The organism is Bacillus sp. FJAT-27001 (assembly GCF_019039175.1).
In the GTDB taxonomy this organism is placed as follows: domain Bacteria; phylum Bacillota; class Bacilli; order Bacillales; family Bacillaceae; genus Bacillus; species Bacillus velezensis.
Window position 1 is genome coordinate 152,714 of sequence record NZ_JAHOAA010000001.1, and the last position, 13,695, is coordinate 166,408.

At 44.6% G+C, this 13,695-nt stretch carries 15 protein-coding genes; 4 read left to right on the forward strand and 11 right to left on the reverse strand.

What is annotated here, in order from left to right; genetic code table 11:
* Positions 1–24: 24 nt before the first annotated feature.
* Positions 25–1,443 carry an alanine/glycine:cation symporter family protein gene (locus BGM27_RS00395; RefSeq protein ID WP_007410311.1) on the reverse strand — a complete coding sequence of 473 codons (1,419 nt, stop codon included), beginning with the start codon at positions 1,441–1,443 and terminating at the stop codon, positions 25–27.
* Positions 1,444–1,819: 376 nt separating this feature from the next.
* Here BGM27_RS00395 and BGM27_RS00400 point away from each other — a divergent pair, with 376 nt between their 5' ends.
* Both BGM27_RS00400 and BGM27_RS20700 read left to right on the forward strand, forming a co-directional pair.
* Positions 1,820–2,173 carry a hypothetical protein gene (locus tag BGM27_RS00400; protein WP_007410312.1) on the forward strand — a complete coding sequence of 118 codons (354 nt, stop codon included), beginning with the start codon at positions 1,820–1,822 and terminating at the stop codon, positions 2,171–2,173.
* A gap of 24 nt (positions 2,174–2,197) precedes the next feature.
* Positions 2,198–2,323 carry a hypothetical protein gene (locus BGM27_RS20700; RefSeq protein WP_007410313.1) on the forward strand — a complete coding sequence of 42 codons (126 nt, stop codon included), beginning with the start codon at positions 2,198–2,200 and terminating at the stop codon, positions 2,321–2,323.
* Positions 2,324–2,375: 52 nt separating this feature from the next.
* Here the strand turns inward: BGM27_RS20700 and parC are convergent, their stop codons facing one another.
* The 3 genes from parC to BGM27_RS00415 all read right to left on the reverse strand — a co-directional run bounded on the left by parC (position 2,376) and on the right by BGM27_RS00415 (position 7,600).
* On the reverse strand, positions 2,376–4,799 hold the full coding sequence (gene parC, locus BGM27_RS00405) for a DNA topoisomerase IV subunit A (protein WP_007410314.1): 2,424 nt from the start codon (positions 4,797–4,799) through the stop codon (positions 2,376–2,378).
* Between the two features lie 2 nt (positions 4,800–4,801).
* Positions 4,802–6,769 (reverse strand): DNA topoisomerase IV subunit B, encoded by a 1,968-nt coding sequence (gene parE / locus BGM27_RS00410; RefSeq protein ID WP_007410315.1) that lies wholly within the window; start codon positions 6,767–6,769, stop codon positions 4,802–4,804.
* A 423-nt stretch (positions 6,770–7,192) separates the two neighbouring features.
* Positions 7,193–7,600 carry a CoA-binding protein gene (locus BGM27_RS00415; protein WP_007410316.1) on the reverse strand — a complete coding sequence of 136 codons (408 nt, stop codon included), beginning with the start codon at positions 7,598–7,600 and terminating at the stop codon, positions 7,193–7,195.
* A gap of 151 nt (positions 7,601–7,751) precedes the next feature.
* On the opposite strand from BGM27_RS00415, the gene plsY reads away from it, so the two are divergent.
* Together plsY and BGM27_RS00425 are read left to right on the forward strand one after the other, a co-directional pair.
* Positions 7,752–8,333, forward strand: coding sequence for a glycerol-3-phosphate 1-O-acyltransferase PlsY (plsY, locus tag BGM27_RS00420; RefSeq protein WP_007410317.1), 582 nt, complete (start codon positions 7,752–7,754; stop codon positions 8,331–8,333).
* An 88-nt stretch (positions 8,334–8,421) separates the two neighbouring features.
* Positions 8,422–8,709, forward strand: coding sequence for a HesB/YadR/YfhF family protein (locus tag BGM27_RS00425; RefSeq protein WP_007410318.1), 288 nt, complete (start codon positions 8,422–8,424; stop codon positions 8,707–8,709).
* A gap of 34 nt (positions 8,710–8,743) precedes the next feature.
* Here the strand turns inward: BGM27_RS00425 and BGM27_RS00430 are convergent, their stop codons facing one another.
* From BGM27_RS00430 to acnA, 7 genes are all read right to left on the reverse strand, one after another.
* A complete protein-coding gene (locus BGM27_RS00430) occupies positions 8,744–9,043 on the reverse strand; it encodes a hypothetical protein (protein ID WP_007410319.1) in 300 nt (99 codons plus the stop codon).
* A 15-nt stretch (positions 9,044–9,058) separates the two neighbouring features.
* The gene (locus BGM27_RS00435; RefSeq protein ID WP_003153973.1) at positions 9,059–9,475 is read right to left on the reverse strand and encodes a YbgC/FadM family acyl-CoA thioesterase; all 417 of its coding nucleotides are present in this window, start codon (positions 9,473–9,475) and stop codon (positions 9,059–9,061) included.
* 86 nt (positions 9,476–9,561) lie between these two features.
* Positions 9,562–9,804: a small acid-soluble spore protein Tlp gene (tlp, locus tag BGM27_RS00440; RefSeq protein WP_007410320.1), complete on the reverse strand. Its 243-nt coding sequence runs from the start codon at positions 9,802–9,804 to the stop codon at positions 9,562–9,564.
* A 24-nt stretch (positions 9,805–9,828) separates the two neighbouring features.
* Positions 9,829–9,975, reverse strand: coding sequence for an acid-soluble spore protein N (locus BGM27_RS00445; protein WP_003153977.1), 147 nt, complete (start codon positions 9,973–9,975; stop codon positions 9,829–9,831).
* A 63-nt stretch (positions 9,976–10,038) separates the two neighbouring features.
* Positions 10,039–10,164, reverse strand: a complete 126-nt coding sequence (locus BGM27_RS00450; protein ID WP_012117651.1) for an FbpB family small basic protein — start codon at positions 10,162–10,164, stop codon at positions 10,039–10,041.
* Between the two features lie 79 nt (positions 10,165–10,243).
* Positions 10,244–10,753 carry a TlpA family protein disulfide reductase gene (locus BGM27_RS00455; RefSeq protein ID WP_007410322.1) on the reverse strand — a complete coding sequence of 170 codons (510 nt, stop codon included), beginning with the start codon at positions 10,751–10,753 and terminating at the stop codon, positions 10,244–10,246.
* A 61-nt stretch (positions 10,754–10,814) separates the two neighbouring features.
* Positions 10,815–13,541 (reverse strand): aconitate hydratase AcnA, encoded by a 2,727-nt coding sequence (gene acnA / locus BGM27_RS00460; protein WP_007410323.1) that lies wholly within the window; start codon positions 13,539–13,541, stop codon positions 10,815–10,817.
* Positions 13,542–13,695: the final 154 nt, after the last annotated feature.

Here is a 13,695-nt window from a genome sequence, read left to right on the forward strand (position 1 = left end):
TTTGAAAATTGTATGCATGTTTCCTCAGTTAGCAGTCTTACGTTCGGGGCTTGTACCTTCTTCTTCCGCCCATGTTTCAATATGCTTGAGCTCCGGGGTATTCTCGGCTTTGAATACGGGATCAAGACCTTTTTTGCGCTGAGCGGCATAATCCTTATAGATCTTGTAGGCTACATTACTCAGCAGTAAAATTGCCACTAAGTTAATGAGAGCCAAGAGTCCCATAAACAAGTTTGCCATGTCCCAGACGATCTGGAAGTCAGCCAAACATCCGTATACCACCATCACTACGACGAATACGCGGTAAATATTAAGCCATGTTTTGCTTGTTTTAATAAATTCAATATTCGTTTCACCATAGTAATAGTTGCCGACCACAGAGCTGAATGCGAATAAAAACATCGCAATCGCAATAAATGTCGGGGCCCAGCCGCCGAGGTGGTGCTGCAATGCGGCTTGTGTCACTTGGATGCCGTCGCCTTTAGGCGTAAAGCTGTACAATAAAATGATAAAGGCAGTCGATGTACAAACAATAAATGTATCAAAAAACACGCCGAGCGTCTGAATTAATCCCTGCTTAGCCGGATGCGACACATGTGCAGCCGCTGCGGCATTCGGCGCGCTTCCCATACCCGCTTCGTTTGAAAACAGGCCGCGCTGCGCACCGATAATAATGATGCTTCCTAAGCTTCCGCCGACGATCTGTTCAAGACCGAACGCATTTTTCACAATCGTAACAAACAGCTCAGGTACCGCTGTAATATTTACAATCACGACATACAGCGCGATCAGAATATACATACCCGCCATGACCGGAACGATTAATTGCGAAACGGAAACAACACGTTTCAGACCGCCGAATATAATGAAAGCCGTTAATACAGCTAAAATGATTGCGATAACTGTTTTATTCACATGGAATGCTTCGTCAAACGCCACAGAAATCGTATTTGACTGCACGGCGTTAAAGATAAGTCCGAAAGAAACGGTAATCAATACGGCGAATAAAATACCGAGCCAGCGGGCGCCCAGTCCCTTAGCCATGTAATATGCCGGACCGCCGCGGAATTCGTCACCGGAACGCACTTTATACAGCTGCGCCAAGGTGCTTTCCACAAAGCTGGAAGCCATACCGACAATCGCTACGATCCACATCCAAAATACTGCGCCGGGACCGCCTGTTGCAATCGCCAGCGCGACGCCGGTCAAGTTTCCGGTTCCGACACGAGAAGCGGCTGAGATAAAGAATGCCTGCATTGAAGACACTCCTTTATTCCCTTGCGGCTTCTCCCCGACGATTCTGAACATTTCAATAAAGTATTGGAATTGAATAAAGCGAAAACGGAACGTAAAGTACAATCCGATCCCGACTAAAATATAAACAAGATACTTCCAAATAAAATCATTTGGAACATTTATGATTTCACTGATGAAAGCCTCCATGTTTAACCTCCCTTTTACATATCTTTTACTGTCATTTTTGCTGCATATGTTAGATCTTTTAACACAACGAGTATTATTATATCACAACAACAGTGGTTGAGAAGTTTTTTTAAGAAAATGTTTCGGTTTCTACATCACGTCTTTTGCTGTCATGCCCCGTTTTTTATCTTACAGCCCGAAAAATGTTGTCACGTCATAAGGAATGCGTGCATATCATAACAAATAGGTCTTTAAGAAGAAAGAGATGAAAAGATGGATGGAATGGTATATACTTAACCAGGATAATAATTTTTTAAATTTAATAAATATGTTTACTTTACATTTAAATTAGGGTATTATAATAAAAATATTCAGACTTATGAAGGGGGGAGAACATTTGAAAAAAATCTTGTTTTTAAAAGCTTCTATTTTATTTTTAGCGATTGCAAGCTTTCATTTGCTCTCCATTCCCCATGCGTTCGATACTGCTCATCATTTTAAAGCGGTAGCCGACCAGCAGGAAATGCACGAAATGAAGGCCGGCCAAAATGCTGATGATGAGAAAAAATCGCTGACGGGCTCATATATCTTGACGGCGCTTTTTGCCGCTTCTGTCTCACTGATCGTGATATCAGACAGGAGACGCCCCGCTTCCCGGGGAAGACAGCGAAAGAAAAGCTTTTTAATCGCTAAATTTTATCAGTCCTCGTATTTCGATGAGCTTCATGTTCAACATCGCCTATCTATGTAACATAAAATGAGGAGGTTGTTAAACATGTTGTTTATCTTACGAATGGTGATTTTAGGGTTGTTTTCATTCACTGCATTGAATTTATTTGTATGGCAGGGAATCGAAGTCATTCACGCTATCACTGACTTATTCGGCAACCATGAAAGCTAAATAGTAAAACCTCCGCTCAATGAGCGGAGGTTTTTTTATTTTATTTTTACTCTTAAACATCAGACGCGGGGATACGCCATACATCTGTTACCGGCCCTGTCTCATCTTCATCGGTAAAGAAGGAACCGTTGCTGTATCGGTCATTCGCCCGCAAGGACTTCACGGCGATTTCGATTCTCTCGCCTTTTTCTGTTTCCGCAGCGATCATGTCGGCTAAAGCGCACGCGAATACGCCGACTGCGCGATGCGGGTTCTTTTTAAGCTCACGCAGCATGATGACACCGCGCTTCGCCCTGGATGTTTTTTCGAATTCAGATAGGTTCATCCGCTTGATTGCTCCCCGCTGTGTGACAAGGACAAGCGAATCTGTCTCATGCAGGATTTGTCCTGATACGACGGTATCACCGTCTTTTACATTTATGCCCTTTACGCCGGCCGCACGGGCACCGACTACATTTACTTCATCTTCACCGAACCATAAACCGTACCCGAGGCGGGTGGCGATAAACAGCTGGCTGCCGCCGTCTGTGACATGAACATCAATCAGCTCGTCGTCCCCTTTAAGGTTAAGGGCAACAAGCGCTTTCGAGTAACGCTGCGCTTTGTAATGCGTCATTTCAGTTCTCTTCACCATGCCGTTTTTCGTCATAAACAATAAATATGAAGATGGATCAAATTCTTTTACCGGTATAGCTTTCACGATGGTTTCATCACGGTCAATCGTGATGATGTTCGTTACGTGCTGCCCCATGTCTTTCCACCTGATATCGGGAAGCTGGTGAACCGGACAATAAACATAGCTTCCCTTATTGGTAAAGAGCAGGAGAACATCCGTTGTATTCATTTCAAATTGGTGAATCAGCCTGTCAGTATCCTTCATACCGAAATCCTGGCCGTTAGAAGCGGCAAATGACCGCTGACTTGTTCGTTTTACATAGCCGTCTTTTGTGACTGTCACATATACGTCCTCAGAGGCTACCATGACTTCAAGATTGATTTTAATTTCCTCAATCTTTTCTTCAATGACAGACCGTCTGCTGTCAGCATAGGTCTTTTTCAATTTTTTCAGGCTGCTTGTAATGACTTTTAACAGCTTTTTATCATGACTTAAAATGGCTTCGAGCTCCTGAATTTTCTTGCTGAGCTCTTCCGCTTCCTCTTTTAGCGCCGTAATATCCGTGTTTGTCAGACGATACAGCTGCAAGGATACGATCGCTTCGGCCTGCGGCTCCGTAAATGCGAATTTAGACATTACGTTTTGTTTCGCATCTTTCTTGTCGCTGCTGGCCCGGATGACGGCTATGACCTCATCTAACACAGACAGTGCCTTCATCAGTCCTTCAACGATGTGGTGCCGCTCTTTTGCTTTTTGCAATTCAAAGACGGAGCGGTTTGTCACCACTTCCTTCTGATGGGAAATATACGCATCCAGGATGGCCGTAAGACTCATCAGCATCGGCCGGCGGTTATGTATGGCGACCATATTAAAGTTATATGTTGTCTGCAGATCAGTGTTTTTATATAAGAAATTCAAAATGCCTTTTGCATCGGCTTCTTTCTTTAACTCAACGACCACCCGAAGCCCCGTGCGGTCAGTTTCATCCCGGACTTCAGAAATGCCTTCGACTTTTTTGTCTATGCGGTATTCGTCCATTTTCTTTACGAGATTGGCTTTGTTTACTTCAAACGGAATTTCTGTAATGACGATCTGCTCCCGTCCGCCTCTTACGGATTCCACTTCAGCCTTGCCGCGGATAATAATTTTGCCTTTCCCGGTTTCATAAGCCTTCCGAATGCCGTCGACTCCTTGAATAATGCCTCCTGTCGGAAAGTCAGGCCCTTTAATCACCTGCATCAAGTCATCGACGGTGCAATCCGGAGATTCAATCCGTTTAATGACGGCATCAATGACCTCACCCAGATGATGAGGGGGAATATCAGTCGCATAGCCCGCTGAAATTCCGGTTGATCCGTTGACAAGCAAGTTAGGGAACATGGCGGGCAAAACAACCGGTTCTTTACTAGTGTCATCAAAGTTCGGAACGAATTCAACCGTATTTTTATCGATGTCACGCAAAAGCTCTGACGCGATAGAAGACAATCTCGCTTCCGTATAACGCATGGCAGCCGGCGGATCACCGTCAATGCTTCCATTGTTGCCGTGCATCTCAATCAGCACATTCCGCACTTTCCAATCCTGGCTCATCCGCACCATCGCTTCATAAACAGAGCTGTCACCGTGCGGATGATAATTACCGATAACGTTTCCGACCGTTTTCGCCGCTTTACGGAAATTTTTATCGAATGTATTTCCGTCCGCGTGCATGGCGTATAAAATTCTCCGCTGCACCGGCTTTAAACCGTCACGAGCGTCGGGCAGCGCCCTGTCTTGAATAATGTATTTACTGTAGCGTCCGAAACGGTCGCCGATTACTTCTTCTAACGGTAAATCATGAAATAATTCTGGCTGTGCCACTATTAAACCTCCTCAGCGACCGACAAGTTTTCATTTTCTAAAATATTGCTTTCCTCATCTAATCCGAAGGCAACATTTTTTTCAATCCATTTTCTTCTCGGTTCTACTTTGTCTCCCATTAATGTCGTTACACGGCGTTCTACCCGTGCCGCATCGTCGATCTTGACTCTGACGAGCGTTCGCGATTCGGGATTCATCGTCGTTTCCCAGAGCTGGTCTGCGTTCATTTCTCCCAACCCTTTATAGCGCTGGATGGTATACCCTTTGCCGACTTTCTTTAAAACGCCGTCCATTTCTTCGTCGGACCAAGCATATTCAATAATCTCTTTCTTACCGCTTCCTTTGCTCACTTTGTAAAGAGGCGGAAGGGCGATGAAGACTTTTCCGTGCTCGATTAAAGGTTTCATATAGCGGTAGAAAAACGTTAACAGCAAGACTTGAATGTGCGCGCCGTCGGTATCCGCGTCCGTCATGATGATGATCTTGTCATAATTGATGTCGTCTATCTCAAAATCTGCGCCGACACCGCCTCCGATCGCATGAATAATCGTATTGATTTCTTCATTTTTGAAGATGTCTGCAAGCTTTGCTTTCTCTGTGTTGATGACCTTTCCGCGAAGGGGCAGCACGGCTTGGAATTTCCGGTCTCTTCCCTGTTTTGCAGAACCTCCCGCAGAGTCTCCCTCCACCAGATACAATTCATTCTTCGCCGGATTTCTGGAACCGGCCGGTGTGAGTTTTCCGCTCAGCGTCGCTTCTGATTTTTTGCGCTTTTTGCCGCTTCTCGCTTCTTCTCTCGCTTTACGGGCCGCTTCACGGGCCTGGCTTGCTTTAATCGCTTTTTTGACAAGCAGGGTTGCTGTATCGCGGTTTTCTTCCAGGAAATAAGCAAGATTCTCGGAAATGACGGCATCCGCGGCGGATCTCGCCTCACTTGTGCCAAGCTTCCCTTTCGTCTGGCCTTCAAATTGCAGCAGTTCCTCCGGGATACGCACGGAAATGATTGCGGACAAACCTTCCCTGATATCGGCGCCTTCAAGGTTCTTGTCTTTCTCTTTTAAAAGGGCGACCTTTCGCGCGTACTCGTTAAACGCTCTTGTCATTGCCGTTTTGGCTCCTGATTCGTGGGTGCCGCCGTCCTTTGTTCTGACGTTATTAACGAATGACAGCATATTTTCTGAATACCCGTCATTAAACTGAAACGCGAAATCGACTTCAATGTCATGATGCTCGCCTTCAAAGGAAACCACTTCGCATAAAGCGTCTTTTTCCTCGTTTAGATAAGCGACAAATGCTTCAATTCCGTTCTCATAATAAAATACTTCTTTTACTCCGTTCCGTTCATCAATTAATTCTATTTTCAAACCTTTTAACAAGAAAGCCGATTCGCGCAGACGTTCTGACAGTGTGTCAAAATTATAAACCGTTGCGCTGAACATTGACGGATCAGGTTTAAAATGGGTAAGCGTTCCCGTTTTTTTGGTCGTTCCGATTTTTTCAAGTGAAGTCACGGGCTTGCCGCCGTTTTCAAACCGCTGTTTATACACATATCCGTCACGCTCAATAGTAACCGTCAGCCACTCCGATAATGCGTTTACGACAGATGCGCCGACACCATGCAGACCGCCGCTTGTTTTATAGCCGCCCTGTCCGAATTTCCCCCCGGCATGCAGCACGGTGAAAATAACTTCCGGCGTCGGCTTTCCGAGCTTATGCATCCCGGTCGGCATTCCGCGTCCTCTGTCCTGTACGGAGATGCTGTTGTCCTTATGTATCGTTACGATAATATGATCTCCGTAGCCGGCAAGAACTTCATCGACGGAATTGTCGACGATCTCATATACCAGATGGTGCAGGCCGCGTGTGTCCGTCGAACCGATGTACATTCCCGGTCGTTTTCTGACGGCTTCCAGGCCTTCAAGCACCTGTATGGCATCTTCGTTGTAATCAAATTGCTGTTTTCTAGCCAAACGTACAAACCCCTTTCAAAAAACCTGCTCTTAATCATTTTCTTTTTTAAATGTTTTCATGTCTTTGTTTTTCAGTATGCGCAAGCTTCGGTCCAATTCTCCTCGGACTCACAATTATAACCAATATGCTTGATTTCGCAACATATTTAAGCGAATGGCTCGTTTTTTAGGCCGCAAGACATACATTCGAACGGCTTTTCATCTTTCTGGTGCCCTTTTCAGCGAATAAGAACATGAGTTCGCTTTCTATTATATAGCTTTATGCCGGCCATCGCAAACAGACTGTAAACCCCTGTATAAAGGGGTTTCTAAAAAAGCTGTTCATGCTTTATTGTATCTGTTTCATCATCATACGCAAAGAGTATTCTTTCAATAAAAAAGCAAAAACCCCTGATTTGCCAAGGATTTTTGCTTTTTTTGTTCCTATTTTATAACAGCGCGGGCGACTTTTATACATAAATCCATAACAGCCGTCCGTCCTTTGTCTGTAATCATGCGATACGCTTCTTCATTTGCAAGGCCCTGCTGCGCCCAAAAAACGGGAGCGTCCGTCTGTAAAAATTCTTCAGCGACGCCGGGAAGCTGCTCAGAGCGTCTGAACACATTCACGATATCAATCGGTCCCTCCACGTCTTTTAATGAAGCGACGGCTTTAACGCCAAGCGCCTCATCAATCGTTGGATTGACGGGAATAATTTCATACCCTTCATCCTGCATCGCTTTGGAAACCATGTAAGAAGTCCGGTCGGGACGGTCTGACAGCCCGACGACTGCGATCCGTTTGCTCCGATCCAGAATTTCTTTAATCTCTGATTTTGAAGGATTTTGCATCTTTACCATCTCCTTTTGATATATTGTACATGACCGCTTCGCCGGAATCAAAAAAAGCGCTTTGTCAGCTTAATTCTCAAAAAACTTGTCATCAGACGGTAACAACTCGTGTTAAAATAGAGTGAAGGGACATTGAAAAGGAGAAATGTAGATGTTGATTGCTTTATTGATTATTTTGGCCTATGTAATAGGCAGCATCCCGTCAGGTTTAATCGTAGGCAAACTTGCGAAAGGGATCGATATTAGAGAACACGGAAGCGGCAATTTGGGCGCTACAAATGCTTTTCGCACGCTTGGCGTTAAAGCGGGATCTGTTGTCATCGCAGCCGATATTTTAAAAGGCACCTTGGCCGCGGCGCTCCCATATTTACTGCACGTCCCCATTCATCCTCTTCTCGCAGGGGTGGCAGCAGTAATCGGCCATGTATTCCCCGTGTTCGCAAAGTTTAAGGGAGGCAAAGCCGTAGCCACATCAGGGGGCGTCCTGCTGTTTTATGCTCCGCTGTTATTCGTTACGATGGTTGCAGTATTTTTCGTATTTTTATTCCTTACGAAATTTGTTTCTCTGTCTTCAATGTTAACAGGGATTTATACGATTATTTACTGTCTGTTTGTAAAAGACCCTTATTTATTAGTCGTAGTGACGCTCTTGACCGCGTTTGTTATCTACAGACACAGGGCAAACATCAAACGGATTATAAACAAAACAGAACCGAAGATCAAATGGTTTTGATGAAACTTCAATTTTGACATCAAAATGCCATATGCGTTTATAATAGAGATAATTTCTTTATATGAGAAACAAAAAGGGAGTGTTCCGGATGAACATGAAAGTAACGAAAGGCGCGCTGGATTGGTACAAAGAAGAGCTCGATCTGGAAACAGGCGACCATGTCCGTTTCTTTGTCCGTTACGGGGGATGCAGCAACGTTCAGAAAGGCTTTTCTCTCGGCATTTTAAAAGACCGGCCGATGAACATCGGCACCAGCACGGAAGTTGAAGGCATTACCTTTTTTATTGAAGAAAGCGACTTATGGTACTTTGATAATCACGATTTGTCAGTCACATATTCAGATCAGGCAGAAGAGCCGGTATTTGATTACGTGTAAGAAAAAAAGAACGCAGCGGATGCGTTCTTTTTTTTTACAGCCTGAACCTTTTGAGATGATCAGTGAGATGTTCTTTTTCTAATATGCTTCTTTGCGTATCACCGAGCAGGTCAAAGTGGGGAAATTCATTTTTATGGTGAATCCACTCCGGCTTCAGCCCGTACTCCGCTCCCCATCTGATCAGTTTATTGAGATCGCTTGAACCGGCCTTCGTCACGGTCTTAGCCTCCGGAAAGCGGTCGTCCAGCCAGTAATGCGTTAAAAAAGCGATTTTCCCTTCCGATACATCCCGCTTCCATCTTTCCAGTTCCTTACGCGTAATTCCAAATGCCATAACTGCAGCCGCTCCTTATTTTTTTGCCTTTTCGTAAGCGGCATGCCAATCAGGAAAAGCCTTGCGAAACTGAATCGGTTTGAAGCTCTCTTTATCAACGCATATATGAGAGGATGTCGCTTTGATGGCAAGTTCTTGATCCGGATTATAGATGTGGTAGCCGTAAACGGTTTTAAATCCGTTATATTCTTCAATCCAAGTATGTACGACAGCCGTTTCTCCGTAGCGGAGCGGCTTTTTATAAGAAATGCTGATATCCAATACAGGGGACAGCACTCCTCTGTCTTCCATATCCTTGTAAAGGAATCCGAGTTCCTTAATCAGCGCCGTTCTGCCGACCTCCATCCAGACTAAGTAATTGGCATGATAGACGATGCCCATTTGATCTGTTTCCGCATAACGCACTTCTATTTCTTTTTTTGACACATGCAACGTTCTCTGCTCCCTTATTATCAGATTAGCCCCATTTTATCACAACGAGCCGGAAAGAGAAAAAAACCAGGTTTCCCTGGTTTTTATTATGATTGATAGCCGTTTTCTCTTGCAGCCGATTCATCCTGGATTTCACTGCGGAACGATTCAATGCTTTCATTGCGTCTGGCATTCTTCTCTTGAATGCGCTGTTTTTCCTCATCTGTCGCAAATTCCATTGATTCTTTGGCTTCTTCTATATTTTCAATTGTATTCTGCACCATATCCTGCAGCTTTTCAACGTTATCGGAACGGTCATCCGGATTCGGTTTTTGATAATTGTTTGTCATAATGTCTGCTCTCCTTTGATGATGTTATTCGCCTTTCGTCTGCATGACAATCGGATGTCCGTTTGACTTGTCATGAAACTTTTCCCCTTTGTTGCGTTTATATTTAACGGGTTTTGTCCCTAAGTGGCTCGGAGCGTATTGCGGCTGGCCGTCTTTCTTGTTTATGCCCATGTTCATCCCTCCTTAAGAGTATATTTTGCAAAAGGAGGTGCAAACATGACTGCAAATTAAAGGTTATTTTTGTTTGAACCGCTGCTCCAGCTTTTCTTCAAGCTGATTCAAATATTCCGTATTGGTCATCAGCTCACGTTTATTTTCCATAACCAATTCATGAAAAGAACGTTTTCGCATTTTTTTCAATCTTCTCACCTCCGTGTTTTCATTCATTTTTTCCAATTTTTCAAAACCTAAGCCCTCCACAAATAAAAAAACTGAACCTCTATTTGAGATCCAGTTTTTCTTTCATTTCTTTTTTTGTCATCGTGCCTACGCGAATATGCTGAATGGTTCCTTCTTCGTCTAATATGTATGTTGTCGGATAAGAAAGCACGTTGAAATCTCCGTTAATTCCGCTTTTGTCAATCAGAATAGGAAAGGTCAGCTGATAATGATCAGCAAATGATTTCACAGCCTGTATATTTTTTTCAGAGGACGTAAAATTAACGGCTGCTACCGCAATATCAGGATATTCTTTCTGCAGCTCCTGCATATCGGGCATTTCCATTCGGCACGGCTTGCACCACGTCGCCCAGAAATTGAGGAGCACTTTTTTTCCTTTATAATCAGAAAGGGAGATGCTTTTTCCTGACAATGTATCAAGTGTAAAGTCAGGGGCTTTCATCCCTTCTTCTGTCCCTTCTTTCGGACTTTTTTGTACAGAATAAATGTTCCAGCCCGCATATACTAACAACCCGATAAGTAACATTCCGCCCAGCCATTTCGCAAGCATCTTAAGGCCTCCCGCATAAAAAGAGAGAAAGCAGACTGCTTTCTCTCCTTTGTTCATTCTGCTACTGTTTCATTTTATCGCGAAGCACCATTTGTAAAATGCCGCCGTGGCGATAGTAATCAATTTCCACTTCACTGTCAAAACGGACAACAACTTCAAATGTTTTTACCGTACCGTCTTCACTGATTGCTCTGACATTCAGCAAGTCGCGCGGACGTACAGATTCATCAACATCCACCTCGATGACTTCCTTACCGGTTAAGCCGAGTGTATCCGCGTTTTCACCCTGTTTGAACTGAAGCGGCAGCACACCCATGAAGACGAGGTTGCTTCTGTGAATTCTTTCAAAGCTTTCGGCAATGACTGTTCTGATGCCGAGCAGGTTTGTTCCTTTTGCAGCCCAGTCACGTGAAGAGCCCATTCCGTAATCTTTTCCGGCCAGGACGACAAGACCCGTTTTATCATCTTTATACCGCATGCAGGCATCATAAATAGATGTCACTTCCCCGGTAGGCCAATGTGTTGTGTATCCGCCTTCTGTACCCGGTGCGATTTGGTTTTTAATGCGGATATTGGCGAATGTTCCTCTCATCATGACTTCATGGTTTCCGCGGCGTGAGCCGTAAGAGTTAAAGTCGCGAGGAGAAACACCTTTTTCCTGCAGGTATTTGCCCGCCGGTGTGTCTTTTCCGATCGCTCCGGCCGGAGAAATGTGGTCAGTCGTCACAGAATCGCCGAATTTGCCGACAACACGAAGTCCTCTTAAAGGCTCAACTTTTCCCGGCTCTACAGACATTTCCTCAAAGAACGGCGGGTTTTGAATGTAAGTGGAATCCTGATCCCACTTGTACAGCGCTTCATCCGTCGTTTCGATTTCGTTCCAGCGCTGGTTGTCGTCAAATACCGTTTCATACTCTTTGCGGAATAATTCCGGCGTAACAGTCTGTTTGACGAGAGAATTGATTTCATCCATGGACGGCCAGATGTCATCGAAATAAACATTTTGTCCGTCATTTCCGACACCGATCGGATCCGTTTTCAGGTTGATATTCACAGTGCCTGCTAATGCGTATGCGACAACAAGCGGAGGTGACGCAAGGTAGTTTCCTTTGACAAGCGGATGGATCCGGCCTTCAAAGTTTCTGTTACCTGACAAGACAGAAGTGATCAAGAGATCATTTTTAGCAACCGCTTCTTCAATCTCTGGAGAAAGCGGGCCGGAGTTCCCGATACATGTCGTACAGCCATACCCTACGAGGTTAAAGCCGAGCTCCTTCATGTAAGGAAGCAGGCCTGAGTTGACTAAGTATCCAGTAACAACCTTAGACCCCGGTGCAAGTGATGTTTTAACATAATTCGGCACTTTCAAGCCTAATTCTACCGCTTTTTTGGCTACCAATCCGGCACCGATTAATACATAAGGGTTTGATGTATTCGTACAGCTTGTAATAGCAGCGATTGCAATCGCCCCCGTTTTCATAACCGCATCTTCGCCGCTGTTAAGTTTAAATGAAATTTCTTTGTTCTCTTCAGCAGCATCCGCTCCGAATCCTTGGTTGCCGGCCGGGCTGACAAGATGTTTTTTAAACGTTTCCTGCATAACGGAAAGCGGGATTAAATCCTGCGGACGTTTCGGTCCTGAAAGGTTCGCTTCAATTTTTGACAGATCAATTTCCACAACGTCTGTAAAAATCGGCTCTTCCGCGTCAGGCGTATAGAATAAACCGTTGTTGCGGCAGTATGCTTCCACAATATCGATCTGCTCTTCTTCACGGCCGGTCAGACGCAGGTAAGAAAGTGCTTCCTCGTCAACCGGGAAGAATCCGCAAGTCGCTCCGTATTCCGGCGCCATATTGGCAATAGTCGCCCGATCCGCAAGCGGAAGCTCAGCAACACCAGGACCGAAGAATTCAACAAATTTATTGACTACGCCTTTTTCGCGCAGCACTTGAGTGACTTTCAGCGCCAAGTCAGTCGCCGTCGTTCCGTTAGGCAATTTTCCGACAAGTTTCGCGCCGATGACCTCAGGAACAGGGAAATATGAAGGCTGGCCGAGCATTCCCGCTTCCGCCTCAATACCGCCGACACCCCAGCCGAGGACGCCGATTCCGTTAATCATTGTTGTATGGGAATCTGTTCCCACCAATGTATCAGGATATGTCACAAGTTCTCCGTCTTCCTCTTTCGTATGAACGACACTTGCCAAAAACTCAAGGTTTACCTGGTGAACGATACCTGTTGCAGGCGGAACGGCCTGATAATTGTTAAACGCTTTCTTTGCCCAGCTTAAAAATTTATAACGTTCTGCATTTCTTTCGAATTCTAAGTCCATATTAATGGCTAACGCGTCTTCCGTACCGGCTTTGTCGACTTGTACGGAGTGGTCAATGACCAGGTCAACCGGAATTTCAGGATTGATTTTATCAGGGTCTCCGCCGACAGAAGCCATGGCTTTTCTTAAAGATGCCAGGTCAACTACGGCCGGAACGCCGGTAAAGTCCTGTAGAATAACCCGTGACGGTTTAAACGGCACATCGATATCTTTTAATTCAGCAGTACCCCATCTTGCTAAATTTTCAACATGTTCTTTTGTAATGACGCGTCCGTCTACCTGACGCAAAACGGATTCCAAAAGAACCTTAATAGAATAAGGAAGTTTTGAAACATTGCCGACCCCTGCGTCTTCCAATGCTTTTAATGAATAGTAGTTGTATGTTTTCCCATTTGAAGAAAATGTTTTTCTTGCTTGGAAAACGTCTTGTGTTGCGACTTTTTGCTGATTTGTCATTCTCCAAAATCCCCCTTCAATGATCAAGATCGTTCTTTAGATGAATGTTCACATTCCATCACAATTTTCTCACAATTTCATCTTAGTATAAAATCATACATAAGTAAATATCAATGTTTTTATTAAATACAATAAGATCGTCTTATCAGCATGA

Excerpts from the sequence above, each read along its gene's own strand:
- acnA (WP_007410323.1), bottom strand. The coding sequence starts at position 13,541 with ATGACAAATCAGCAAAAAGTCGCAACACAAGACGTTTTCCAAGCAAGA.
- BGM27_RS00430 (WP_007410319.1), bottom strand. The coding sequence starts at position 9,043 with ATGGCATTTGGAATTACGCGTAAGGAACTGGAAAGATGGAAGCGGGAT.
- BGM27_RS00445 (WP_003153977.1), bottom strand. The coding sequence starts at position 9,975 with ATGGGCATAAACAAGAAAGACGGCCAGCCGCAATACGCTCCGAGCCAC.
- BGM27_RS00455 (WP_007410322.1), bottom strand. The coding sequence starts at position 10,753 with ATGCTTGCGAAATGGCTGGGCGGAATGTTACTTATCGGGTTGTTAGTA.
- BGM27_RS00415 (WP_007410316.1), bottom strand. The coding sequence starts at position 7,600 with ATGCAAAATCCTTCAAAATCAGAGATTAAAGAAATTCTGGATCGGAGC.
- plsY (WP_007410317.1), top strand. The coding sequence starts at position 7,752 with ATGTTGATTGCTTTATTGATTATTTTGGCCTATGTAATAGGCAGCATC.
- BGM27_RS00425 (WP_007410318.1), top strand. The coding sequence starts at position 8,422 with ATGAACATGAAAGTAACGAAAGGCGCGCTGGATTGGTACAAAGAAGAG.
- BGM27_RS00395 (WP_007410311.1), bottom strand. The coding sequence starts at position 1,443 with ATGGAGGCTTTCATCAGTGAAATCATAAATGTTCCAAATGATTTTATT.
- tlp (WP_007410320.1), bottom strand. The coding sequence starts at position 9,804 with ATGACAAACAATTATCAAAAACCGAATCCGGATGACCGTTCCGATAAC.
- BGM27_RS20700 (WP_007410313.1), top strand. The coding sequence starts at position 2,198 with ATGTTGTTTATCTTACGAATGGTGATTTTAGGGTTGTTTTCATTCACT.